We start from the raw sequence: 21644 nt of genomic DNA on the forward strand, positions 1-21644 counted from the left end.
TGTGATCTTAAGACGACAGTGGTCAAACCGTGTGCTATGGGCACTCAGAACGGGTCGTACCGGAACCGCACTTTCGTCTCGTTCGCTTCTCCCGCTTTTTTATAATTACTTAGGGTTTCGCTTTCTAGCTAAAAAGGAGTAATTTCTGACTGCGCACTGTCTAAAAAATAATCGGAATGAGTGCCCCTTAATTTTTATCTTCATCTTTCAGCTTTTTAGCGACAACTTAGGATTAATCTGAGCATTTGTTTACAAGTCCTTCCCGCTCATCCATATTTCCGCCCGAAGCGAAGCGCAAATTTACAAATATTTAAAAATAACGCAGCCGTGAATGACGAATTGCATTTGACGCACACCGCACAGCGACTAGAGTTATTACTCGAACGACGAGTGATACGGAATATTTTCGTATCGAACTGACATAACCAATATATTACTGTGAGGTTTAATATGGCAGAGCATCGTGGTGGTTCCGGTAATTTCGCTGAAGACCGTGAAAAAGCATCAGAAGCTGGACGTAAAGGTGGCCAGCATAGCGGTGGTAATTTTAAAAACGATCCGCAACGCGCATCTGAAGCGGGTAAGAAAGGGGGACAGAACAGTCACGGCGGAGGCCGTAAATCTGATAACTCCTGATCTTATTTAAAACTCTTTTAATAAAACCAGAGAGCATGCTGCGGGCTGAAAAGCTCGCAGTACCCTTTCACTATTTTACCGGAGCGTAATATATTATGAATATGAAAAGCGTCGAGGATGTCTTTATTCATCTTCTGTCGGATACCTACAGTGCGGAAAAACAGCTTACCCGCGCGCTGAGCAAGCTTGCCCGCGCCGCGTCGAGCGAGAAGCTCAGCGCAGCCTTTACCGCACACCTTGAAGAGACGCAGGGCCAAATTGAACGTATTGACCAGATCGTTGAACAGGAAGACGGTATCAAGATCAAGCGTATGAAATGCGTAGCGATGGAAGGCTTAATAGAGGAAGCCAATGAAGTCATTGAAAGTACGGAAAAGAATGAAGTACGTGATGCCGCGTTAATTGCCGCTGCGCAAAAAGTGGAGCATTACGAAATAGCCAGCTACGGTACCCTTGCCACACTCGCTGAACAACTGGGCTATAAAAAAGCCGTTAAACTTCTCGCCGAAACGCTGGAAGAAGAAAAAGAAACCGATCTTAAACTCACCGACCTGGCCGTTGGAAATATTAACCAAAAAGCGCAAAAATGACGCTATAACACAGGTTAAATAAAATGAGCATCAGTCCCAGGACAATTAAACGGTGCCATTTAACGGCAGCTATAATATGGTTCATTCTCGCCATCCCCTCCGTAATATGGTGGAAGAACAGCGTGCTATGGGTCATTATTATCAGTATTTACGCTAATATTGTCGGCCACTTATCTGGCTACAGTGCCGCGCGTGCTGATCAGGCTGCTGAAAGTGAGACCAAATAAGCGAACCCATTATGAGGATACAATGATGAATCACGTAGAACACTACCATGACTGGCTACGCGATGCCCATGCGATGGAAAAGCAAGCCGAATCTATGCTGGAATCCATGGCCAGCCGTATCGATAATTATCCTGATGTTCGCGCCAGAATTGAGCAACATATTAATGAGACAAAACGGCAAATTACATTGCTGGAGGAAATCCTCGACCGTAATGATATTTCTCGTTCGGTTTTAAAAGACTCGATGAGCAAAATGGCGGCGCTGGGTCAATCCATCGGCGGCATGTTCCCTTCTGACGAAATCGTGAAGGGTTCGATCAGCGGCTACGTGTTCGAGCAGTTTGAAATCGCCTGCTATACCTCCCTGCTGGCGGCGGCCAAAAAAGCGGGCGATCTCGCTTCGGTGCCTGCTATCGAGACCATTCTGGCGGAAGAGCGTGAAATGGCCGACTGGCTGATCCGTCATATCCCGGAAACGACGGAACAGTTCCTGCTGCGTTCAGACGCATCGGGTGTCGAAGCGAAAAAATAACCCACAGGAGAGTGAGCATGTTTCGACACGTCAAACAATTGCAATACACGGTTCGCGTTGCTGAACCCAACCCTGGCCTGGCCAATCTTTTACTGGAACAGTTTGGCGGGCCGCAGGGCGAGCTGGCCGCTGCCTGCCGCTACTTTACGCAAGGCCTGAGCGATGACGATCCGGGCCGTAAAGATATGCTGATGGATATCGCGACCGAGGAGCTAAGCCACCTCGAAATCATCGGTACCCTGGTCGGTATGCTGAATAAAGGCGCGAAAGGCGCGCTGGCGGAAGGGGTGGAAAATGAGGCCGAGCTGTACCGGTCGATGACCGAAAACGGCAACGACAGCCACATTACCTCCCTGCTTTACGGTGGCGGCACCCCGCTGACCAACTCTGCGGGCGTGCCGTGGACGGCGGCCTACGTCGACACCATCGGCGAGCCGACGGCGGATTTGCGCTCTAACGTGGCCGCCGAGGCCCGGGCAAAGATCATTTATGAACGGCTGATCAACGTGACCGACGATCCCGGCGTCAAGGATGCGCTGGCGTTTCTGATGACGCGTGAGGCGGCGCATCAGCTCTCCTTTGAGAAGGCGTTGCAGTCCATTCGTAATAACTTCCCACCGGGAAAACTGCCGCCAATCGAGGAATTCACCAACAAGTACTACAATATGTCAGAAGGTGGAGAGGTTCGCGGAAGCTGGAACAGCGATAAACATTTCGATTACGTTGAGTCCCCTCAGCCTGCCGTTGATGGCGGAGACGGCAGCGCAAGCGTGACGCTGACGACCGAACAGGCAACCCTGGTCAAGGCGATGTCTGCCCGCACGAAGTCCGATCCACACGCCGACCCGCTGACCGGTGCCGAGCTGGGCGCAGGTAAGCAAAAACCGTAATCGGTTTTGCCGGGCAGCCCTAAGCTGCCTGGCAATTCTCGTGCCCCATCGTTTCAGAGGTACGGACCATGTTCGAACTCGATGCATTTCATCTGGCCAGAATTCAGTTCGCTTTTACCGTCTCGTTCCATATCCTGTTTCCCGCCATCACTATCGGGCTCGCCAGCTATCTGGTGGTGCTGGAAGGCATGTGGCTGCGCACCAGAAACGACGTCTGGCGATCGCTGTACCACTTCTGGCTAAAGATATTCGCCGTTAACTTCGGTATGGGCGTCGTGTCCGGGCTGGTGATGGCGTACCAGTTTGGCACCAACTGGAGCGGATTCTCCCAGTTCGCGGGCAGTATTACCGGTCCCCTGCTGACGTATGAAGTGTTAACCGCCTTCTTCCTGGAAGCGGGCTTCCTCGGCGTGATGATGTTCGGCTGGAATAAGGTTGGTCCGGGCCTGCATTTCTTCTCGACCTGCATGGTGGCGCTCGGCACGCTGATGTCGACCTTCTGGATCCTTGCCTCCAACAGCTGGATGCACACGCCGCAGGGCTTCACCATTCAGAACGGCCAGGTTATCCCTGAAGACTGGCTGGCAATCGTTTTCAACCCCTCCTTCCCGTACCGTCTGATCCATATGGCTATCGCCGCCTTCCTGAGCAGCGCGCTGTTTGTCGGCGCATCGGGCGCCTGGCACCTGCTGCGCGGTAACGATACCCCCGCCATCCGGACCATGTTCTCCATGGCGATGTGGATGGCGCTGCTGGTTGCGCCCATCCAGGCCGTTGTGGGCGATATGCACGGCCTGAACACGCTTGAGCATCAGCCGGCAAAAATTGCCGCCATTGAGGGGCACTGGGAAAATCCGCCCGGCGAGGCCACCCCGCTGCTGCTGTTTGGTCTGCCGGATATGGAGGAGGAGCGCACCAAATACGGGCTGGAGATCCCCGCCCTCGGCAGCCTTATCCTGACGCACAGCCTTGATAAGCAGGTCCCGGCGCTGAAGGACTTCCCGAAAGAGGATCGTCCAAACTCGACCATCGTTTTCTGGTCGTTCCGCGTCATGGTCGGGATGGGGCTGCTAATGATCACCCTGGGCCTGGTCAGCGTCTGGCTGCGCTATCGCCATCGGCTTTATCACTCGCGCCCGTTCCACTGGTTTGCCCTCTGCATGGGGCCCGCCGGTCTGCTGGCGCTGCTGGCGGGCTGGGTAACCACCGAAGTGGGACGTCAGCCGTGGGTCGTCTATGGCTATTTGCGCACGATCGACGCGGTCTCGCTGCACAGCACCCTTCAGATGAGCATCAGCCTGCTGGCGTTCTTTGTCGTCTATTCGTCGGTATTCGGCGTGGGCTATGTTTATCTCATCCGGCTGATTAAGAAAGGTCCACAGCCTGTTGATACGCTGACGTCAAATACCTCGGGCACGCCCGCACGTCCACTGTCTGCCGCCGAGTCTGTTCCGGAAGAGGAGAAAATCTGATGGGCGTCGATATCTCAGTTATCTGGTTTGCCATCATCGTGTTTGCCACGCTGATGTACATCATCATGGATGGCTTTGATTTGGGGATCGGCCTGCTGTTTAACTTCGTGGGCGATGCCAGAGAGCGTGACGTGATGGTCAACAGCGTGGCGCCCGTCTGGGACGGAAACGAAACCTGGCTGGTGCTCGGCGGCGCGGGCCTGTTCGGCGCGTTTCCGCTGGCCTATGCGGTCATTATTGATGCGCTGACCATCCCTCTCACCGCGATGCTGATCGGCCTTATCTTTCGCGGCGTCGCCTTTGAGTTCCGCTTTAAAGCCACGCCCTCCCACCGCAAATTCTGGGACTACTCCTTTGCCGGCGGTTCCCTGCTCGCCACCTTCAGCCAGGGGGTGGTCGTGGGTGCCGTGATTAACGGCTTCGACGTAGAGGGGCGGCGGTTCGTCGGCTCTGCGCTTGACTGGCTCACCCCCTTCAACCTCTTCTGCGGTATCGGGCTGGTCGTCGCCTACGCGCTGCTGGGCACCACGTGGCTCATCATGAAAAGCGAAGGCGCGCTGCAGGCCCGCATGCGCGAGCTGACCCGCCACGTGCTGCTGGCACTGGTGGTGGTTATCGCCGTGGTGAGCATCTGGACGCCGCTCGGCTGGCAGTACGTGGCCGACCGCTGGTTTACCTTCCCTAACTTCTTCTGGTTCCTGCCGGTTCCTCTGCTGGTCGCGCTCTTCAGCGTGCTGATCTGGCGCCTGACGCGCAACCCGGACAGCCACGCGCGCCCCTTCCTGCTGACGCTGGGGCTGATCTTCCTCGGGTTTAGCGGGCTCGGCATTAGCCTCTGGCCGAACATTATTCCACCGCGCATCACTTTGTGGGAAGCCTCGGCGCCGCCTGCCAGCCAGCTGTTTATGCTGGTTGGGACATTACTGATTATTCCGGTGATTCTGGTCTACACCGCCTGGAGCTACTACGTCTTTCGGGGCAAGGTTTCTGATACTGAAGGTTACCACTGAGGGATGCTATGACGGACTGGCATACGCGAGCCATTATTTATCAGATTGATACCGCACTATTTTATGATTTGAACGGCGATGGCTGCGGGGACATCGCCGGAATAGCGGCCAAGCTGCGCTATATTCGCCGCATGGGGGCGACGGTCATCTGGATCACCCCGTTTTATCTCACCCCCTTTCTCGACGAAGGCTACGACGTCAGCGACCATCTCCAGGTGGATCCCCGCTTCGGAAAACTGGCCGATATCATCGCCTTTATCGAACAGGCACGCGAGCTGGGCATGCAGGTCATTATCGAGCTGCTGATCCAGCACACCTCGGACGCACACCCCTGGTTCCAGCAGGCCCGCCGCAGCCCGGCGTCACCCTATCGTGATTATTACCTCTGGTCTGATAACGACGAGGACGACACGCCGCCCATGTTCCCCGGCGTGGAAAAAAGCATTTGGACCTGGGACGACGAGGCGGGACAATACTATCGGCACATGTTCTATCGTCACGAGCCGGATCTGAACCTGACCTCTCCCGCGGTGCTGAAAGAGATTGAGAACATCATTCTTTTCTGGCTCAAGCTGGGCGTGTCGGGTTTTCGTCTGGATGCCGCCTCCCACCTCACCACGCAAGCGGGAAACGGTGATGAAAAAAAGGGTCTGTGGATCCTCGAACATATGCGCCGTCTTATTGAGCAGCACAACCCGGAGGCGATCCTGCTGGGTGAAGTTGACGTCGAGGTGGAAACCTATCGCGACTACTTCGGCAATAATGACCGCCTGAATCTGGTGCTGAACTTCTGGCTCAACAAGTATTTCTACGTCAGCCTGGCAAAGAAAAGCGCCCGGCCGCTGCGCAATGCGGTGAAGAAAATGATCGTCCCGCCTGACTCCTGCTGTTTTGCCAACTGGCTGCGCAACCATGACGAGCTGGACCTGGAAGGGATTAGCCAGAAAGATAAGCAGTTTGTGCTCGACACCTTCGCCCCTGATGAAGAGATGAACGTCTACCAGCGCGGGATCCGCCGCCGCCTGGCGCCGATGCTGAATGGCGATCGGAAGCGGCTGGCGTTCTGCCATGCCGTGCTCTTTTCCCTGCCGGGCGTCCCGGTGATGCGCTACGGCGATGAGATAGGCATGGGCGACGATCTGGAGCTGGAGGAGCGCTATGCCGTGCGCACCCCCATGCAGTGGGCAGGGTCACAGGGGGGCGGTTTTTCCGCCGCCGATCCGGATAAATTTATTGCCCCGATTATCGACCACGGCCCCTACCGCTATCAGAAAATCAACGTGGCCGATTCGCTGCTCCACCGCAACTCGCTCCTGCACCGGATTATTGATATTGCCAATACTCGCTCGGAGTTTCCCGAGATTGCCGTTGCGCCGTTTCGTCTTATCACGATCGATGATGACGCGGTGCTGGGGATCTACTACGAGACCGACGAACGCAGCATCCTGACCTTCGTTAACTTCAGCGACGAGCCGGTGCAGTTCACCGCGAAGGGGATCCGCAACGCCACCTGGACCGCCTGTCTCGCGGACAAGCGCTACGATGATGCGCTGATTTGCGGCAAAACCGTTCAGCTCACGCTTGGCGGCTACGGCTATCGCTGGTTCTGGACGCACCGTAGCGCGCTGCGCTGATTATTTCCGGCGGGCGATCAGGCGCGTTAGCATAATCCCCGCCACCGCGAGAGCCCCTAACGCCACTTTACCCGGCATACCGGAAGTGACGGACGACGCGCGGTTTTTCGCCTCGTCAGTGAAGCGCCCATGGATTTTGTGCAGGTCGTTAACCGGACGATCGAGATAGTCCTGGCGATCCGGCGCGTTCAGATCGTCGGTCATCTGACCTTCCCAGGCTTTTTTCACCATCAGCCGGTCAAGAAAGCCGGGGAAGAGAAACTGACCGACTATCGACTGGATGGTGCTGCTGCCCACCCACAGCTCCCGTACCGGTTTTTGCGCCACCCTGAAAATGGCGCTGGCAGCGACTTCAGGCTCAAATACCGGCGGCACAGGGCGCATCGCCCAGGCGAACTTATTTCTCGCCCATTCGAACTGCGGGGTATTGAGCCCCGGCATCTGGACCATCGAAAGCTGAACCCGGCTGTTCTCATGCATCAGCTCGGTACGCACCGCATCGGTAAACCCGCGGATCGCCGCCTTGGCCCCGCAGTAGGCTGACTGCAGCGGAATGGATCGGTAGGCCAGCGCCGAACCCACCTGGATAATCACGCCCCTGTCGCGGGGAACCATTAGCTCCAGTGCGGCGCGGGTGCCGTTCACGTAGCCAAGGTAGGTCACGTCAGTGACGCGGCGAAACTCGTCCGCCGTGAGGGTACGAAACGGCGCCAGGACGGCCCCCATGGCATTATTCACCCAGACATCAATCGCGCCGAGGCGATACTCAATCTCGTTAGCGGCATCCACCACCGCCTGGCTGTCGGCCACATCCGCCTGCACGGCGTGTGCATTGACGCCAAACCGCCGTAGCTCTTCCTGCGTGGAGTGCAGGCTTGCTTCATCCCGGGCGATAAGCCCCACATCGTAACCTGCCTTTGCAAAGCGCAGCGCCGTGGCTTTTCCCACGCCCGCCGTTCCGCCGGTAATCACTATGACAGCCATACAACCTCCGCGTGCGTTTAGCCGTTATTCCCGTCCGACAACGTTGTCACCAGTTCAGCCAGCGAAAAATGCACCGCTTTTTCCACCACGTCCTGACAGTCGCCGGAAAACAGTACGGTGCGGGTTTTCGTCTGGCCACGTATATTCCAGGCAAAACAGACCGTCCCCGCCGCCGTGCCATCGTCGCCCCCTTCCGGGCCTGCGTATCCGCTGATGGCGATGCTGATATCAGCCTCGGCAATGTCGCGGATACTGGCGGCCATCTCGGTGACGGTCTGTTCGCTGACGGCGGTATACCGCGCGAGCGTCTCAGGACGAACGCTGAGGATCCGCTCTTTCGCGGCATCGCTAAACACGACCAGGCCGACGTCATAAAAATCGGCGGTGTTCTCTTCCGCACAAAGCGCCACCGAGAGCTTTCCTCCCGTGCAGGATTCGGCCGTGGTTAAGCGAAGCCCGAGGTCGGTTAATTTGCTCGCCAGCTTTTTCGTCAGTTCACCCACGGTATTATTGTTGTCGTGAAAAAGATTGCTCATCTTGCCGCCTCTTATTTCTCGAAAGGAATGATTGAAATATGCCCATTGCGCTCAAGTATGGCATATTTGATTTTGCTCATTTCCGTAATGCCATTATTCTGACGCGCTGACACCAGAATATCATCGCAAGATACGTCGACTCTTTTAAGTTTATCTGCTAAAGGGACGCCGTTCTCAACCAGAATCACGGGGGTGCCATCAAGGATATTCTCTACCGGGGAAAAATATTTCTTCATCAGTCCGAATATAATATCAACTACCACCAGGGTGGTAATCGTAATCATCGCACCGGTGACGGAAAAATCTTGTCCCAGAAGCGCCTGCTGCGTGGCCTCACTAATAATTAAGAGCAGAATGAGATCAAAACTGGTCATCTGCAGCAGCGCGCGTCTCCCGGCCACTTTAAATACCACCATGAGGAACAGATAAATAGCCAGCGCGCGAAAGACCATATCCATATCAGCCTCCTACGGGTAAATAAATTGCCAGATGGTCATTTCCGGCTCGTCGTTTATACGGATGACGGTATTCCATTTACCCGCGAGGGAAGGCGTCGTAAAGAACAACACAGAGAAGGTGTCCGTCTTTTTCAGATTGTTGTAGACAAAATAGAGGGTATTCCCGCGGCTGAACATGCTGTCCGGCTGCGGCCAGACGCTTCCCGGCTCATACGCTTCGCTGCTCTCGCTGGTCATACTGAGGGTATACTTCCCCTCCGTTTGCACCGGAAACATCAGCTGCATCCGCGTCTCTGTCTCGCGTCGTCCGAAGCGTTCGTAGTTTATGGTCAGTGAGTTAGCGGAATTCGTTTTGGCCGTGTCGCTCACCATTCCGCTTGAAAACAGACCGGCAACGGCGGCGACGATAATAGCCAACAGAACAATAAAACCAACCTGACGAAATGCGTATTCAAACGTCAGCAAACGATAACTTTCATCTATCCCGGGTAACTTTTCATTTTCACGCTTCATGGCCGCCGTCACCGTTTCGCTTATTATCCGATAATTTTGATTTCTAACGCGAATGTTTTTAGGACTTATCACATTTGCCACATAAAGGAATAGCAACAATACTTAATAAGTCAAGACAACCAAAATGAAGGATATCAGATGAAATTATCACTTATTTCCGCTTTTTTGATATTTCTGGTTCCGGCCGCATGGGCAGATAATAACGGCGGGTTACAAAAAGGTGAAGCACCGCCGCCACCGCACGCTCTCGACAGCGGATATCGCGGAACCGACGACGCGCGAATTATGACCATCGATCAGGCAAAACAACTGCACGATGGTGCAACAATTTCACTGCGCGGTAATCTTATTGACGGTAGCGGCGATAAGTTTGTATTTCAGGACAAAACCGGAAAAATCGACGTTATTATTCCCCAGGCAGTTTTCGACGGCAGAACGGTAAAACCCGATCAGATGATCAGCATCAACGGTTCGCTTGATAAAAAATCATCGCCTGCCGTCGTCCGTGTCGATCGTTTGCAGAAATAATTCAGCGAAGCGTTAACGCTGCAACTATCCATCAAATCTCACCCCTTGGCTTAAGGAGTCAGCTATGAGTGATACACAACGTAAGAACGCTTACCCGCAGCCCCCGTTCCCGGAACAGCCGCAAACGCCGCCGGGACTGGCATCCGAAATGCAGCCTGTACCCGATCACGGGGAAACAAGTTACAAAGGGCATGGTCGTCTTGCCGGCAAAAAAGCGCTGATTACCGGGGGCGATTCCGGTATTGGTCGCGCGGTGGCGATCGCCTATGCCCGTGAAGGGGCTGATGTGGCCATTAACTATCTGCCGGAAGAAGAGAAAGACGCGGTTGAAGTCATTGACCTGATCAAAGCGGAAGGCCGCAAGGCCGTCGCGCTGCCTGGGGACATCCGGGACGAAACCTTCTGTCAGAATCTTGTTGAAGAAGCCGTCTCGAAGCTGGGCGGGCTGGACATTCTGGTGAATAACGCCGGCCGTCAGCAGTTCCGGGAATCGTTAGAAGAGCTGACCACCGAAGATTTTGACGCGACGTTTAAAACCAACGTGTATGCGCCTTTCTGGATCACGAAGGCGGCGCTGCGCCATTTGAAAGCGTCGTCCGTTATCATCAACACCTCCTCCGTTCAGGCGGTGAAGCCCAGCCCCGTACTGCTGGACTATGCCCAGACGAAAGCCTGTCTCGCAGTATTTACCAAATCCTTAGCCAAACAGCTGGGGCCGAAAGGCATTCGCGTTAACGCGGTCGCCCCTGGCCCTTACTGGACGGTGCTGCAATCCAGCGGCGGCCAGCCGATGGAAAAAGTGAAGGAGTTCGGTGGCGATACGCCGCTGGGACGTCCGGGTCAGCCGGTGGAGATTGCCCCGCTGTACGTCACGCTGGCCTCGGATGAATGTTCCTTTACCTCCGGTCAGGTGTGGTGTTCTGACGGCGGTGACGGCGTAATCTAAACCGCTTAGCTATTCCCCCTCCGCAATGAGCAATAAATGAACAAGGACGTTCACTTTTATCCCCTGCCGAAAAATCTGTTGTAACTCAAACAGATCAAATGTTAAAAATATTTTGCTATCAGGTTATCAAAATTAAACAACTTAACTTGTCACCCGCATCGCTCTGTTTTTAACATCGCCTATGGAAAAAAATGGTCTGTTCAGTCAGCGCATACGCTTGCGCCATTTGCATACATTTGTGGCCGTCGCTCAACAGGGAACGCTGGGGCGTGCGGCTGAAACTCTTAACCTGAGCCAGCCCGCGCTCTCGAAAACCCTCAACGAGCTGGAACAGCTTACCGGCGCCCGGCTTTTTGACCGCGGTCGGCTGGGGGCGCAGCTAACCCTCGTGGGCGAACAGTTCCTCACCCACGCCGTCAAGGTTCTGGATGCGCTCAATACCGCAGGCCAGTCCCTGCACCGAAAAGCAGAGCAGGCCAGCGAGGTCGTGCGCGTGGGGGCTCTTCCAACCGCGGCGCTGGGCATTCTTCCGCCGGTCATCGGCCAGTTCCACAAGCAGCAGCGGCATACCACCATTCAGGTTGCCACCATGAATAACACTATGCTGCTCGCGGGGTTGAAATCGGGCGAGCTGGATCTCGGTATCGGCCGAATGTCCGACCCGGAACTGATGGGCGGTCTCAATTACGAACTGCTGTTCCTGGAGTCCATGAAGCTGGTGGTGCGTCCCGATCACCCTCTTTTGCAGGACACCGTCACGCTAAGCCGCGTCACGGAGTGGCCTGTTGTGGTTTGCCCGAAAGGAACCGTCCCGCGCCAGGCCGCCGAAACATTGCTGCAGATGCAGGGATGTACGCTGCCTTCAGGCTGTATCGAAACGCTTTCGGCCTCGCTTTCACGCCAGCTCACGCTGGACTATGACTACGTCTGGTTCGTGCCCTCCGGGGCGGTGAAAGATGATTTGCGTCAGGGAACGCTGACCGCCCTGCCGGTGACCGCCCCCGGCGCCGGTGAACCTATCGGTATTTTGACCCGGGTGGATACCCCGCTTTCTGTTGGTGCGCAAACGCTGCTGAGCGCCATTCGTAAATCGATGCCGGTCTGAGATCTTTCCCCACCTGACCCTCTCCGAAAGGCTGAGGGTTCTCCAGTAATTTTTTTACCTGAAGCGATGTACGCTGTCTCTGGAAAATGAATACCTTACAGCGATATCCTGGTCCGGCTGTAAATCGCCGAAGCGTTTCCGTAAGGCCGGGGCGAGGCGCAGGGATGCGCCGAGAGGGCGTGGCCTGCAGGGATGCAGGCTCATGCCCGACCCGATAGCCTGAAGGAATAAGCTGAGGGTACCGCGAAGCGGCGATTTACCGCCGGGAGCCCGGGTCGCCAGGGTGGTGGCGATTGAGCCACCCTGGCACGTTCACCGGTCATGTCGTTACAGAGTAGCAAGGAACATAAAGTGAACGGAATGACCACCTGAGCCGTATGTTCCCCCTCACCCCAGCCCTCTCCCTCAATGGAGAGGGGGTTATCTGTGCAGGCATTATTTTATGGGAAACCCTCAGCGACAGAGGGGCAAGGGTACTGCTCCGCCCTCTAATCAAATAATGCGAAATCATTCATTAACAATTGCGTAAAACAATTTAACAGTTTTATCATAGCCGCGAATTCACCAAATGGTTCGCACGCTATTTGTTTAAGGTGATTTCAACCGCATTCAATGCGTTCAACACCGTAAAAAGCATTATCCCCCGACATCTTATTACCCAATTGGTACACACCAGCACAGTTCTGATACATCGGGGGGTTTAAGGAGACAGAAATGGCATTTGGCAGCGCGCCGCGCGGGATACCTCGTATTCTGCAGTGGCTTCTTGCCGGACTGATGATACTCATCGGTCTGGCTGTCGGCGGGTTAGGCTTTAAGCTCGCCACCGTGGGCGGAAGTAGTTACTTCCTGATTATGGGCGTGGTGATGGTGATTGCCGCGATCCTGATTTTCCTCAATCGCACCAGCGGGATCGTGCTTTACGGCATCGCCTTTATTGCCTCGCTGTTCTGGGCGGTAAGCGATGCGGGCTGGGATTTCTGGCCGCTCTTCTCGCGCCTGTTTACCTTTGCCGTTCTGGCCTTCCTCTGTGCCATCGTCTGGCCTTTCCTGCGCGCCGCGAACACCGGTACTGCGGTTCACAAAGCGCCAGCGTTTGGGATCGCGGCCGTGCTGGCCGTGGTTATGCTGGTCAGCCTGGGCTGGATGTTTAAGCCGCAAACCCTCGTGGCGGCAAACGAGCCCGTGCCGGTTAAACCCGTCGCACCCGGCGAGCAGCAAAAAAACTGGGAGCACTGGGGCAACACTACGCACGGCGACCGCTTCGCCGCGCTGGACCAGATTAACAAGCAAAACGTCAACGACCTGAAGGTCGCCTGGGTTGCGCACACCGGCGATATTCCGCAGAGCAACGGCTCCGGCGCGGAAGATCAAAACACCCCGTTGCAGGTTGGCGACACGCTCTATGTCTGTACCCCGTACAGCAAAGTGCTGGCGCTGGACGTGGACTCCGGTAAAGAAAAATGGCGTTACGATTCCAAAGCCACGGCGCCTAACTGGCAGCGCTGCCGCGGTCTGGGCTATTTTGAAGATCGCTCAAGCGTGACGACATCACAAGCAGAAATGCAGCCTGCGGCCTGCCCTCGCCGCCTGTTCCTGCCGACCACCGACGCCCGCCTGATTGCCATCAACGCGGATACCGGCAAGGTCTGTGAAGACTTTGGCGACCATGGCACCGTTGACCTCAGCGTCGGCATGGGCGAGATCAAGCCGGGGTATTATCAGCAGACCTCCACGCCGCTGGTTGCCGGGAATGTCGTTGTCGTCGGCGGACGCGTGGCGGATAACTTCTCCACCGGTGAACCGCCGGGCGTGGTGCGGGCATATGACGTTCACACCGGCAAGCTGGCCTGGGCGTGGGATCCGGGTAACCCGAACCTGACCGGCCTGCCGCCGGAAGGCCAGACCTACACGCGCGGTACGCCGAACGTCTGGTCTGCGATGTCTTACGACGCTAAGCTGAACCTGATCTACCTGCCAACCGGCAACGCCACCCCGGATTTCTGGGCGGGCGAGCGCACCGCGCTGGACGATAAGTACAGTTCTTCCATCGTCGCCGTTGACGCGACCACCGGTCAGGTCCGCTGGCATTTCCAGACCACCCACCACGACCTGTGGGACTTCGACCTGCCTTCCCAGCCGCTGCTGTACGACCTGCCGGACGGTAAAGGCGGAACCACGCCTGTGCTGGTGCAGACCAGCAAGCAGGGCATGATTTTCATGCTTAACCGCGAAACCGGTAAGCCGGTGGCGAAGGTTGAGGAACGTCCCGTTCCGGCGGGTAACGTTGAAGGTGAACGCTACTCTCCGACCCAGCCGTATTCCGTTGGCATGCCGATGATTGGCAACCAGACGCTGACCGAGTCCGACATGTGGGGAGCGACGCCTGTCGACCTGCTGCTGTGCCGCATTCAGTTTAAAGAGATGCGTCATCAGGGCGTCTTCACCCCGCCGGGCCTCGACCGGTCCCTGCAGTTCCCCGGCTCTCTCGGCGGGATGAACTGGGGCAGCGTCTCCGTTGACCCGAACAACAGCCTGATGTTCGTCAACGATATGCGCCTGGGACTGGCAAACTACATGGTGCCGCGCGCTAACGTGGCGAAAAACGCCAGCGGCATTGAGATGGGTATCGTTCCGATGGACGGCACGCCGTTCGGCGCAATGCGCGAACGCTTTCTGTCGCCGCTGGGCATTCCTTGCCAGAAGCCACCGTTTGGCACCATGTCGGCGGTTGACCTGAAAACCGGCAAGCTGGTGTGGCAGGTTCCTGTCGGCACGGTAGAAGATACCGGCCCGCTCGGCATCCGCATGCACATGCCTATCCCTATCGGAATGCCGACGCTTGGCGCATCGCTCTCTACCCAGTCCGGCCTGCTGTTCTTTGCCGGCACTCAGGACTTCTACCTGCGCGCGTTTGATACCGCCACCGGGAAAGAGATCTGGAAAGACCGCCTGCCGGTCGGCAGCCAGTCCGGTCCGATGACCTACGTATCGCCGAAAACCGGTAAACAGTACATCATCATTAACGCCGGCGGCGCTCGCCAGTCGCCGGATCGCGGTGATTACGTTATCGCCTATGCGTTACCCGATAAGAAGTAACGGATGAAAAAAGGGACCGAAAGGTCCCTTTTTTTTGCCCGGTGGCGCTTCGCTTACGCGGGCCTGCAAATACAAGTAGGTCGGGTAAGGCGAAGCCGCCACCCGACACAACACGCCACTCAGAACGTCTCCCAGTTATCCCCGGAAACCGCTGCCGCTGGACGCAGCGGCGCGTTCTTCGCCACTGGCGCAGACGTTACCGCGCGCCCTTGCTTCGCGCCGCTCAGACGAAACGCGCCGACCGCCTCGGTCAGACGCGCACCCTGCTCTTCAAGAGACGCCGCCGCGGCGGAGGCTTCTTCCACCAGCGAGGCGTTCTGCTGGGTGACCTTATCCATCTCGGAAATCGCCTGGCTGACCTGCACGATACCGCGGCTCTGTTCGTCGGACGCGGCCGCAATTTCCAACATGATGTCGGTCACGCGCTTAACCGCATCGACGATCTCATTCATGGTATGGCCGGCGGCGACAACTTCACCGGAGCCCTGGTCGATCAGCGAAACCGATTCGTTGATCAGGCTTTCAATCTCTTTAGCGGCATTCGCACTGCGGCTTGCCAGGGTCCGCACTTCACTTGCCACCACGGCAAACCCGCGCCCCTGCTCGCCCGCGCGCGCCGCTTCGACCGCCGCGTTCAGCGCCAGGATATTGGTCTGGAACGCGATGCTGTTAATTACGGCGGTAATCTCAGAGATCTTCTTCGAACTGCTGGAGATATTGCCCATGGTTTTAACCACTCCGGAGACCATCTGACCGCCGCGGCTGGCTTTGCCGGAGGCATCTTCCGCCAGCTTGCTGGCATGGTGGGCGTTATCGGCGTTCTGCTTCACCGTCGCGGTCAGCTGCTCCATGCTCGCGGCGGTTTGCTCAATCGCCGCGGCCTGCTGCTCGGTGCGCGAAGAGAGATCGGTGTTACCGGCAGAAATCTCGCTGGTACCGCGGTAGATCTCCTCCGCACCCTGACGTACGGTGCCCACGGTATTTTCAAGCGAGTGCTGCATGGTTTGCAGATCGCGCGTCAGGCGGCCAATTTCGCTGCGTCCGGCTACGTCGTCCGGCATCGTCAGGTCGCCTTTGGCGATATTTTCGATACGCTTCGCGGCTCGCTGCAGCGGGTTGATCACCGTGCGGCGCAGCACAACAAAGGTCATCGCCGTCAGCACCAGCGCCAGTGCAAACGCGCCCACCATAAACATCAGGCCCAGCTGCGTGCGGCTGTGCGCCTGTGCGGTCAGCGCGCTGGCACGGTCGGTACGGATCTTAATCGCCTTCAGCAGCACGGCGTTGTACGCGTCATCCAGCGGGCGCGCCGTTTCGTTTTCGTGGTTGATGATCGCTTCGAACATGCCGTTTTTGGCGAATTTCACCATCGGCTGCATCCCCGCAACATAGGCGTCGTAGCGCGCCTTGAGATCCGCATCCAGCGCCTGGCCCTCAGCGGTACGCACGGCACGATTCATATAGGCGGTAAAGCTATCCTGGGACTGCTTAATCCGCGTTTCCGCCTCGCTGATGTTCTGCTTCATAGCATCCATCTCCGCGATACGGCTTGCCGCACCGGCGTGGATCAGATTGATACGCGCGGTTCGCAGATGGTTTGAGCTGTTCGACAGCCCCATACGCACCTGAATTTCGGATGTGACATCCTGCTGGTCGCGATCGGCCTGAAGCAGGAAATACCCCGCCAGGCCCGAGCTCAAGGCAAAGAGCAGAATAATGCCACCGAGAATGGAGGAAAACAGCGGAACCAGCCTGATGTGATGCAAGAAGCCCAGCTTGCGCTGCGCCGGCATCGAAGTAGTGTTGTCCATGACCGTCGACTCTCTTGTAGGTAAGATGCGTAAAAACACGCCTGTCAGATAGTCATCGGCACGGTTGGGATTTAGATTACGGCTAAAAACGCCGCACTGGTCACACTTTAGAGAAGATTATTAAAGAAACGCCAGCGGCTAAAAACCGCTGGCGGAAGAGTTACTTGTCGCCGAAATGAATAACGGTGCGGATGGATTTTCCTTCGTGCATCAGATCGAACGCGTCGTTGATCTGCTCCAGCGGTAAACGGTGAGTAATGAACGGATCGAGCTGAATCTTCCCAGCCATGGCATCTTCAACCATGCCCGGAAGCTGGGTACGGCCCTTCACGCCGCCAAAGGCGGAACCGCGCCATACGCGCCCGGTGACCAGCTGGAAGGGACGGGTTTTAATCTCCTGACCCGCACCGGCCACGCCAATGATGATGCTCTCGCCCCAGCCCTTGTGGCAGCACTCCAGTGCAGAACGCATCACGTTAACGTTGCCGATGCATTCGAAGCTGAAATCAACGCCGCCTTCGGTCATCTCAACGATGACATCCTGAACCGGTTTGTCGTGGTCTTTCGGATTCACGAAGTCGGTCGCGCCCATTTCACCCGCCAGCTTGAATTTCTCCGGGTTGGTGTCGACCGCGATGATCCGACCGGCCTTCGCCTGGACCGCGCCCTGAATCACCGCCAGACCAATACCGCCGAGACCGAACACCGCCACGGTATCGCCCTCTTTAACTTTTGCCGTGTTGTGCACCGCGCCGATGCCGGTGGTTACGCCGCAGCCCAGCAGGCAGACTTTATCCAGCGGCGCCTGCGGGTTCACCTTCGCCAGCGAGATCTCCGCGCAAACGGTGTATTCGCTGAAGGTGCTGGTGCCCATGTAGTGATAAACAGGCTCGCCGTTGTAGGAGAAGCGGGTGGTGCCGTCCGGCATCAGCCCTTTCCCCTGAGTGGCGCGAACCGCCTGGCAGAGGTTGGTCTTACCGGATTTACAGAACTTACACTCGCCGCATTCCGCGGTGTACAGCGGGATCACGTGATCGCCGGGTTTCAGGCTGGTCACGCCCTCGCCCACTTCCACCACAACACCGCCCCCTTCATGGCCGAGCACCGCCGGGAAGACGCCTTCCGGATCGTCACCCGACAGCGTAAATGCATCGGTATGGCATACGCCGGTATGGGTGATTTTGATCAGCACTTCGCCTTTCTTCGGCGGTGCCACGTCGATTTCAACGATTTTGAGCGGCTGGCCGGGACCAAATGCAACTGCAGCGCGAGATTTCATATTGTCTTCCCTTATTGTGAGATGTGTGGGTTTATTTTAGATAAGAGCGCAGCAAATGGCCGACTTCTGCCATGCGTACGGCTCGCTGATCCGGCGTCGTTTCCCCCGTCACCAGCTCATCTTTGAGGTGAATTTCAACCATTTCGCCCATCAGGCCATTAGCAGCCCCGCGCACGGCGGCAATTTGCTGCAGGATGGCCAGACAGGGGTCGCCCGACTCCAGCGCGCGTTCAAGGGCATCAACCTGCCCGCGAATGCGGCGGACGCGAGTCAGAATACGTTTTTTATCTTCGGGTGAATGCGGCATACGCCCTCCTGATACTATAGGGGGGTATGGTACATATTTTATTACCGCGATGTAAACCTTAAGATTTCTGGGGTGAGATAAAGCAAGAACACGATCGCAACTGCCAAAAAAACGTCGCCAATAATGAATTTGATTAGCAAGATCGGTCAGGATTCTGGCCCACCGGTCAGGCAAAGTGGGTCATCAGGAGGATGCAATGAACGATACAAACAATATGGCGTACCGCGAGCGCTTCACGATGGTGTGCGACTATATCGCCCTCCATCTCGATGAACCGCTCTCGCTGGAGAGGCTCAGCGCGTTAGCCTGCTGTTCACCTTATCATTTTCACCGTCAGTTTCTGGCGTTCAGCGGCCTGCCGCTGTATCGCTATATCCAGTGGCTACGCCTGCGTCGCGCTTCATGGCGACTGGCGTTTAATCCACAGGATAAGGTGATTGATATTGCGCTCGATGCTGGATTCCAGAGCCCTGAATCGTTCAGCCGCGCCTTCAGAAACGCGTTTGGAAAAAGCCCGCGTCAGTTTCGGCAGCAGCCGGACTGGCTAAGCTGGCACGAGCGCGTACCGAAAATGACCTTTCAGGAGCAAAAAACGATGGAAGTTAAGATTGTCGATTTTCCCCAAACCCGAGTAGCGATGCTACAACACCGTGGCAGTCCCAATCGGGTTAATGACAGTGCGGCGAAATTCATCGCCTGGCGTAAAGCTACTGGCTTATCGCCAGTACGCGAAAGCAGCACGTTTGGTATAGCGTGGGACGATCCGGCGACTACGCCTGAAGAAGCCTTTCGTTTCGATATATGCGGCAGCGTTTTTGAAGCGATACCGGAAAATACGTTCGGGGTTGGCAACGGTGTAATTGATGGGGGCCGTTACGCCGTTGGGCGTCATTCTGGCTCGCTGGATAACATATCCACCACGGTGTGGGCAATGTTCCGGGACTGGCTGCCCGCAAGCGGCGAAACGCTGCGTGATGCGCCCGTGTTCTTCCATTACATCAATTTTATTCACGAGGTGCCGGAACATGCGCTGCAAACGGATATCTACCTGCCGATAAATTGATTATCCCTTGTTCACCACCTCTTCTGCCGGGTAGCGCTACGCTTGCCCGGCAGTATCCTGGGTTTCATCGAATCCAGGTTCGGGCATTCCCTTACATAAGTAAATCTGAATAGTTTCTCTCCGAAATGCACGCATGTAAATTCGAATTCAGCCATTTTCTATAGCAAAGCAAAAAGAAGCCGCCTGTAGCAACCTTTATTCGGCGGAATCGATAAGCAACATTAATAATAATGCAAAAAACCTTATAAACCTTACACCAGGTAACGTGTTGAAATGAAATGGTTTCAGTCATGATTAAATTTTCTTTAATAATCCAGGTCTATACAAAATCTTATTTTCCGCATTCATAATCTGTAAGCGGTCAAAATCGAACCACTCCTCGCTCAAGTCAGGTAAATAAATCAAAATAATTATCTAAACCATATTGCGCAAACCATTGTTATATATAGATAAAAATCGCACAAGCGCAAAATAACGATCAATATCAATGGGTTACATCATTGATCAATACCCGATCACGTGCTACACCTAAATCCAGGTAAAAATATTTCATGGAGAAAAGCATGATGTCATGGCGAGTATTAAGTTCTGTCATTTGCCCTAACACAGGAATCGTTTATTCGCACATTGTTGGCTTGAAATTATTAAGATTAATAATTTGGTACGAGAGTGACATCTATCTTTTGCCAGGAGACAGAATACATACGACAAAAAATGGAATTTTTGTAAATGGCGTATTCAACCAAATATCCCTTTATAACGTCTCACCATACAACGAGAACCTGTGGAATGAGATAAAAAACAAAATGGCCTGCCCGTTTAATAAGAACCTGGATGCTGAATGCTGCTCATATGCTGAGTATTGCAATGCGCGCAAATGCCCGCACGGATTTGAGACCACTCCTTTAATAATAAGAGTTCCCCGCGATAGCTAATTATTTACTGCATTAACGAACGCTTGCGGAAGGCGCGAAGTCATTTCTTAATACGTATACCATTAATCATTAATCATTAATCATTAATCATTAATCATCCTGTTGCGCCAGCGACTTCAGCTCCTCCTTAAGCCAGCGGGTCGCGCCCCGCTGGCCGCTGCGTTTATGCGAGTAAATTTTCACTTCAAACGTGCGTATCGGGAACGGTAAGGCAAATATCCTGAGATCCGCTGCTGCAACCAGCTTCTCAGCGGCGTACCGGGGGATCGCCATCAGCAGATCGCTTTCCGCTACGATAAACGGCGCGCTGAGCATCGACGGCGTTTTGATCGCGATTTGTCGGGTATACCCCAGCTGCTCGAGCCGCACATCCAGAACGCCCTGCTTCTCATTCCACGGCGTCACCACCAGGTGGCGGGCCCCGAGATAATCCTCCAGCGTCAGCCTCGTCCGGCTCGCGTTGCTAATGACCACATACTCATCTTCAAACCAGCCGATCTCTTCCAGTTCCGGATGGCGGATATCATCCTGGGTGCTGAAACCCAGCGCCAGATCCACCTCGCCCGCCAGCAGTTCCGTCAGCGCCGGGCTGTGCGGCAGGTAGCGCAGTTCAAAACGTAACCCCGGGGCTGCAAGCTGCAGCCTGTGCATCAGGGCCGGGAAAATACAAAGCGCGGTAAAATCCGTAATTGCAATCTGTAACGTCTCGGTGCTGCTGCCCGCGTCAAACTCCGGCTGCGGGGCCAGTTCGTGATTAAGGAACGCCAGTGCGGAAGCAATGGAAGGCGCAAGCTGAGAGGCATACACGCTGGGGGACATGCGATGCCCTTCCCGAAAAAACAGCGGGTCATTCAGGGTGGCGCGCAAACGCGAGAGCGCATGGCTGAGGGCGGATGTGCTCATCGCCAGCTCATCGGCGGCAAGCCGAACGGAACGGTGGCGGAAGATGGCATCGAAAACGGGCAGCAGGTTTAAATCAAGGCGTCTCAGCGCCGGATGCATAACATTCATCATTTGTTGATTTCATTGCACTTAATTCTTCGGACAATACTCCGTATGCTTAACGCCATCAATCGAACGCACGCAAAA

The 21644-nt window shown here is 55.6% G+C and carries 22 protein-coding genes; 14 read left to right on the plus strand and 8 right to left on the minus strand.

The window, feature by feature from the left end; translation table 11 throughout:
- Positions 1–450 precede the first annotated feature (450 nt).
- The 8 genes from ABR39_RS21085 (at position 451) to ABR39_RS21120 (ending at position 6991) form a co-directional block, all read left to right on the plus strand.
- Entirely contained in the window at positions 451–636 is a 186-nt protein-coding gene (locus tag ABR39_RS21085) for a general stress protein (RefSeq protein ID WP_004150795.1), read from the plus strand.
- Positions 637–731: 95 nt separating this feature from the next.
- Complete coding sequence (locus ABR39_RS21090; protein WP_023311678.1) at positions 732–1226, plus strand: ferritin-like domain-containing protein; 495 nt, start codon at positions 732–734, stop codon at positions 1224–1226.
- 23 nt (positions 1227–1249) lie between these two features.
- A complete protein-coding gene (locus tag ABR39_RS21095; protein WP_013096662.1) occupies positions 1250–1453 on the plus strand; it encodes a hypothetical protein in 204 nt (67 codons plus the stop codon).
- Between the two features lie 25 nt (positions 1454–1478).
- Positions 1479–1985 (plus strand): ferritin-like domain-containing protein, encoded by a 507-nt coding sequence (locus ABR39_RS21100; protein WP_047348571.1) that lies wholly within the window; start codon positions 1479–1481, stop codon positions 1983–1985.
- Between the two features lie 17 nt (positions 1986–2002).
- On the plus strand, positions 2003–2875 hold the full coding sequence (locus tag ABR39_RS21105; protein WP_047348572.1) for a manganese catalase family protein: 873 nt from the start codon (positions 2003–2005) through the stop codon (positions 2873–2875).
- Between the two features lie 68 nt (positions 2876–2943).
- Positions 2944–4347: a cytochrome ubiquinol oxidase subunit I gene (locus ABR39_RS21110; RefSeq protein WP_047348573.1), complete on the plus strand. Its 1404-nt coding sequence runs from the start codon at positions 2944–2946 to the stop codon at positions 4345–4347.
- Positions 4347–5357 carry a cytochrome d ubiquinol oxidase subunit II gene (cydB, locus tag ABR39_RS21115; RefSeq protein WP_047348574.1) on the plus strand — a complete coding sequence of 337 codons (1011 nt, stop codon included), beginning with the start codon at positions 4347–4349 and terminating at the stop codon, positions 5355–5357. Before ABR39_RS21110 ends, cydB begins: the two co-directional genes overlap by 1 nt.
- A gap of 8 nt (positions 5358–5365) precedes the next feature.
- Entirely contained in the window at positions 5366–6991 is a 1626-nt protein-coding gene (locus ABR39_RS21120; RefSeq protein ID WP_047348575.1) for an alpha-amylase family protein, read from the plus strand.
- On the opposite strand, the gene ABR39_RS21125 is transcribed toward ABR39_RS21120, so the two are convergent.
- Genes ABR39_RS21125 through ABR39_RS21140 form a run of 4 tightly spaced genes read right to left on the minus strand, consistent with a single transcriptional unit; the run spans position 6992 to position 9482 of the window.
- A complete protein-coding gene (locus ABR39_RS21125; RefSeq protein ID WP_047348576.1) occupies positions 6992–7975 on the minus strand; it encodes an SDR family oxidoreductase in 984 nt (327 codons plus the stop codon).
- A gap of 17 nt (positions 7976–7992) precedes the next feature.
- Entirely contained in the window at positions 7993–8511 is a 519-nt protein-coding gene (locus tag ABR39_RS21130; protein ID WP_047348577.1) for a 2-oxo-tetronate isomerase, read from the minus strand.
- An 11-nt stretch (positions 8512–8522) separates the two neighbouring features.
- Entirely contained in the window at positions 8523–8969 is a 447-nt protein-coding gene (locus tag ABR39_RS21135; protein WP_047348578.1) for a DUF421 domain-containing protein, read from the minus strand.
- A gap of 9 nt (positions 8970–8978) precedes the next feature.
- Positions 8979–9482 (minus strand): hypothetical protein, encoded by a 504-nt coding sequence (locus ABR39_RS21140; protein WP_047348579.1) that lies wholly within the window; start codon positions 9480–9482, stop codon positions 8979–8981.
- 138 nt (positions 9483–9620) lie between these two features.
- On the opposite strand from ABR39_RS21140, the gene ABR39_RS21145 reads away from it, so the two are divergent.
- The 4 genes from ABR39_RS21145 (at position 9621) to ABR39_RS21160 (ending at position 15160) form a co-directional block, all read left to right on the plus strand.
- Positions 9621–10010: a YdeI family stress tolerance OB fold protein gene (locus ABR39_RS21145; protein ID WP_008502282.1), complete on the plus strand. Its 390-nt coding sequence runs from the start codon at positions 9621–9623 to the stop codon at positions 10008–10010.
- A 64-nt stretch (positions 10011–10074) separates the two neighbouring features.
- Positions 10075–10956: an SDR family oxidoreductase gene (locus tag ABR39_RS21150; RefSeq protein WP_047348580.1), complete on the plus strand. Its 882-nt coding sequence runs from the start codon at positions 10075–10077 to the stop codon at positions 10954–10956.
- 181 nt (positions 10957–11137) lie between these two features.
- A complete protein-coding gene (locus ABR39_RS21155; protein ID WP_047348581.1) occupies positions 11138–12061 on the plus strand; it encodes a LysR substrate-binding domain-containing protein in 924 nt (307 codons plus the stop codon).
- Positions 12062–12775: 714 nt separating this feature from the next.
- On the plus strand, positions 12776–15160 hold the full coding sequence (locus ABR39_RS21160) for a glucose/quinate/shikimate family membrane-bound PQQ-dependent dehydrogenase (RefSeq protein ID WP_047348582.1): 2385 nt from the start codon (positions 12776–12778) through the stop codon (positions 15158–15160).
- 119 nt (positions 15161–15279) lie between these two features.
- Here the strand turns inward: ABR39_RS21160 and ABR39_RS21165 are convergent, their stop codons facing one another.
- The 3 genes from ABR39_RS21165 to ABR39_RS21175 form a co-directional block, all read right to left on the minus strand.
- The gene (locus ABR39_RS21165) at positions 15280–16971 is read right to left on the minus strand and encodes a methyl-accepting chemotaxis protein (RefSeq protein ID WP_047348583.1); all 1692 of its coding nucleotides are present in this window, start codon (positions 16969–16971) and stop codon (positions 15280–15282) included.
- 160 nt (positions 16972–17131) lie between these two features.
- A complete protein-coding gene (locus ABR39_RS21170; RefSeq protein ID WP_047348584.1) occupies positions 17132–18250 on the minus strand; it encodes an S-(hydroxymethyl)glutathione dehydrogenase/class III alcohol dehydrogenase in 1119 nt (372 codons plus the stop codon).
- 31 nt (positions 18251–18281) lie between these two features.
- Positions 18282–18557 (minus strand): metal/formaldehyde-sensitive transcriptional repressor, encoded by a 276-nt coding sequence (locus ABR39_RS21175; RefSeq protein ID WP_003857256.1) that lies wholly within the window; start codon positions 18555–18557, stop codon positions 18282–18284.
- A 196-nt stretch (positions 18558–18753) separates the two neighbouring features.
- On the opposite strand from ABR39_RS21175, the gene ABR39_RS21180 reads away from it, so the two are divergent.
- Together ABR39_RS21180 and iraM are read left to right on the plus strand one after the other, a co-directional pair.
- A complete protein-coding gene (locus ABR39_RS21180) occupies positions 18754–19620 on the plus strand; it encodes an AraC family transcriptional regulator (RefSeq protein ID WP_047348585.1) in 867 nt (288 codons plus the stop codon).
- 566 nt (positions 19621–20186) lie between these two features.
- Positions 20187–20555 (plus strand): anti-adapter protein IraM, encoded by a 369-nt coding sequence (gene iraM / locus ABR39_RS25155; protein ID WP_072059282.1) that lies wholly within the window; start codon positions 20187–20189, stop codon positions 20553–20555.
- A gap of 90 nt (positions 20556–20645) precedes the next feature.
- Here iraM and ABR39_RS21185 read toward each other — a convergent pair whose 3' ends face one another.
- Entirely contained in the window at positions 20646–21569 is a 924-nt protein-coding gene (locus tag ABR39_RS21185) for a LysR family transcriptional regulator (RefSeq protein WP_047348586.1), read from the minus strand.
- Positions 21570–21644: the final 75 nt, after the last annotated feature.

The sequence above is a fragment of the Enterobacter genomosp. O genome (assembly GCF_001022965.1).
Classification (GTDB): domain Bacteria; phylum Pseudomonadota; class Gammaproteobacteria; order Enterobacterales; family Enterobacteriaceae; genus Enterobacter; species Enterobacter cloacae_L.

Excerpts from the sequence above, each read along its gene's own strand:
- ABR39_RS21085 (WP_004150795.1), top strand. The coding sequence starts at position 451 with ATGGCAGAGCATCGTGGTGGTTCCGGTAATTTCGCTGAAGACCGTGAA.
- ABR39_RS21090 (WP_023311678.1), top strand. The coding sequence starts at position 732 with ATGAATATGAAAAGCGTCGAGGATGTCTTTATTCATCTTCTGTCGGAT.
- ABR39_RS21095 (WP_013096662.1), top strand. The coding sequence starts at position 1,250 with ATGAGCATCAGTCCCAGGACAATTAAACGGTGCCATTTAACGGCAGCT.
- ABR39_RS21100 (WP_047348571.1), top strand. The coding sequence starts at position 1,479 with ATGAATCACGTAGAACACTACCATGACTGGCTACGCGATGCCCATGCG.
- ABR39_RS21105 (WP_047348572.1), top strand. The coding sequence starts at position 2,003 with ATGTTTCGACACGTCAAACAATTGCAATACACGGTTCGCGTTGCTGAA.
- ABR39_RS21110 (WP_047348573.1), top strand. The coding sequence starts at position 2,944 with ATGTTCGAACTCGATGCATTTCATCTGGCCAGAATTCAGTTCGCTTTT.
- cydB (WP_047348574.1), top strand. The coding sequence starts at position 4,347 with ATGGGCGTCGATATCTCAGTTATCTGGTTTGCCATCATCGTGTTTGCC.
- ABR39_RS21120 (WP_047348575.1), top strand. The coding sequence starts at position 5,366 with ATGACGGACTGGCATACGCGAGCCATTATTTATCAGATTGATACCGCA.
- ABR39_RS21125 (WP_047348576.1), bottom strand. The coding sequence starts at position 7,975 with ATGGCTGTCATAGTGATTACCGGCGGAACGGCGGGCGTGGGAAAAGCC.
- ABR39_RS21130 (WP_047348577.1), bottom strand. The coding sequence starts at position 8,511 with ATGAGCAATCTTTTTCACGACAACAATAATACCGTGGGTGAACTGACG.
- ABR39_RS21135 (WP_047348578.1), bottom strand. The coding sequence starts at position 8,969 with ATGGATATGGTCTTTCGCGCGCTGGCTATTTATCTGTTCCTCATGGTG.
- ABR39_RS21140 (WP_047348579.1), bottom strand. The coding sequence starts at position 9,482 with ATGAAGCGTGAAAATGAAAAGTTACCCGGGATAGATGAAAGTTATCGT.
- ABR39_RS21145 (WP_008502282.1), top strand. The coding sequence starts at position 9,621 with ATGAAATTATCACTTATTTCCGCTTTTTTGATATTTCTGGTTCCGGCC.
- ABR39_RS21150 (WP_047348580.1), top strand. The coding sequence starts at position 10,075 with ATGAGTGATACACAACGTAAGAACGCTTACCCGCAGCCCCCGTTCCCG.
- ABR39_RS21155 (WP_047348581.1), top strand. The coding sequence starts at position 11,138 with ATGGAAAAAAATGGTCTGTTCAGTCAGCGCATACGCTTGCGCCATTTG.
- ABR39_RS21160 (WP_047348582.1), top strand. The coding sequence starts at position 12,776 with ATGGCATTTGGCAGCGCGCCGCGCGGGATACCTCGTATTCTGCAGTGG.
- ABR39_RS21165 (WP_047348583.1), bottom strand. The coding sequence starts at position 16,971 with ATGGACAACACTACTTCGATGCCGGCGCAGCGCAAGCTGGGCTTCTTG.
- ABR39_RS21170 (WP_047348584.1), bottom strand. The coding sequence starts at position 18,250 with ATGAAATCTCGCGCTGCAGTTGCATTTGGTCCCGGCCAGCCGCTCAAA.
- ABR39_RS21175 (WP_003857256.1), bottom strand. The coding sequence starts at position 18,557 with ATGCCGCATTCACCCGAAGATAAAAAACGTATTCTGACTCGCGTCCGC.
- ABR39_RS21180 (WP_047348585.1), top strand. The coding sequence starts at position 18,754 with ATGAACGATACAAACAATATGGCGTACCGCGAGCGCTTCACGATGGTG.
- iraM (WP_072059282.1), top strand. The coding sequence starts at position 20,187 with ATGTCATGGCGAGTATTAAGTTCTGTCATTTGCCCTAACACAGGAATC.
- ABR39_RS21185 (WP_047348586.1), bottom strand. The coding sequence starts at position 21,569 with ATGATGAATGTTATGCATCCGGCGCTGAGACGCCTTGATTTAAACCTG.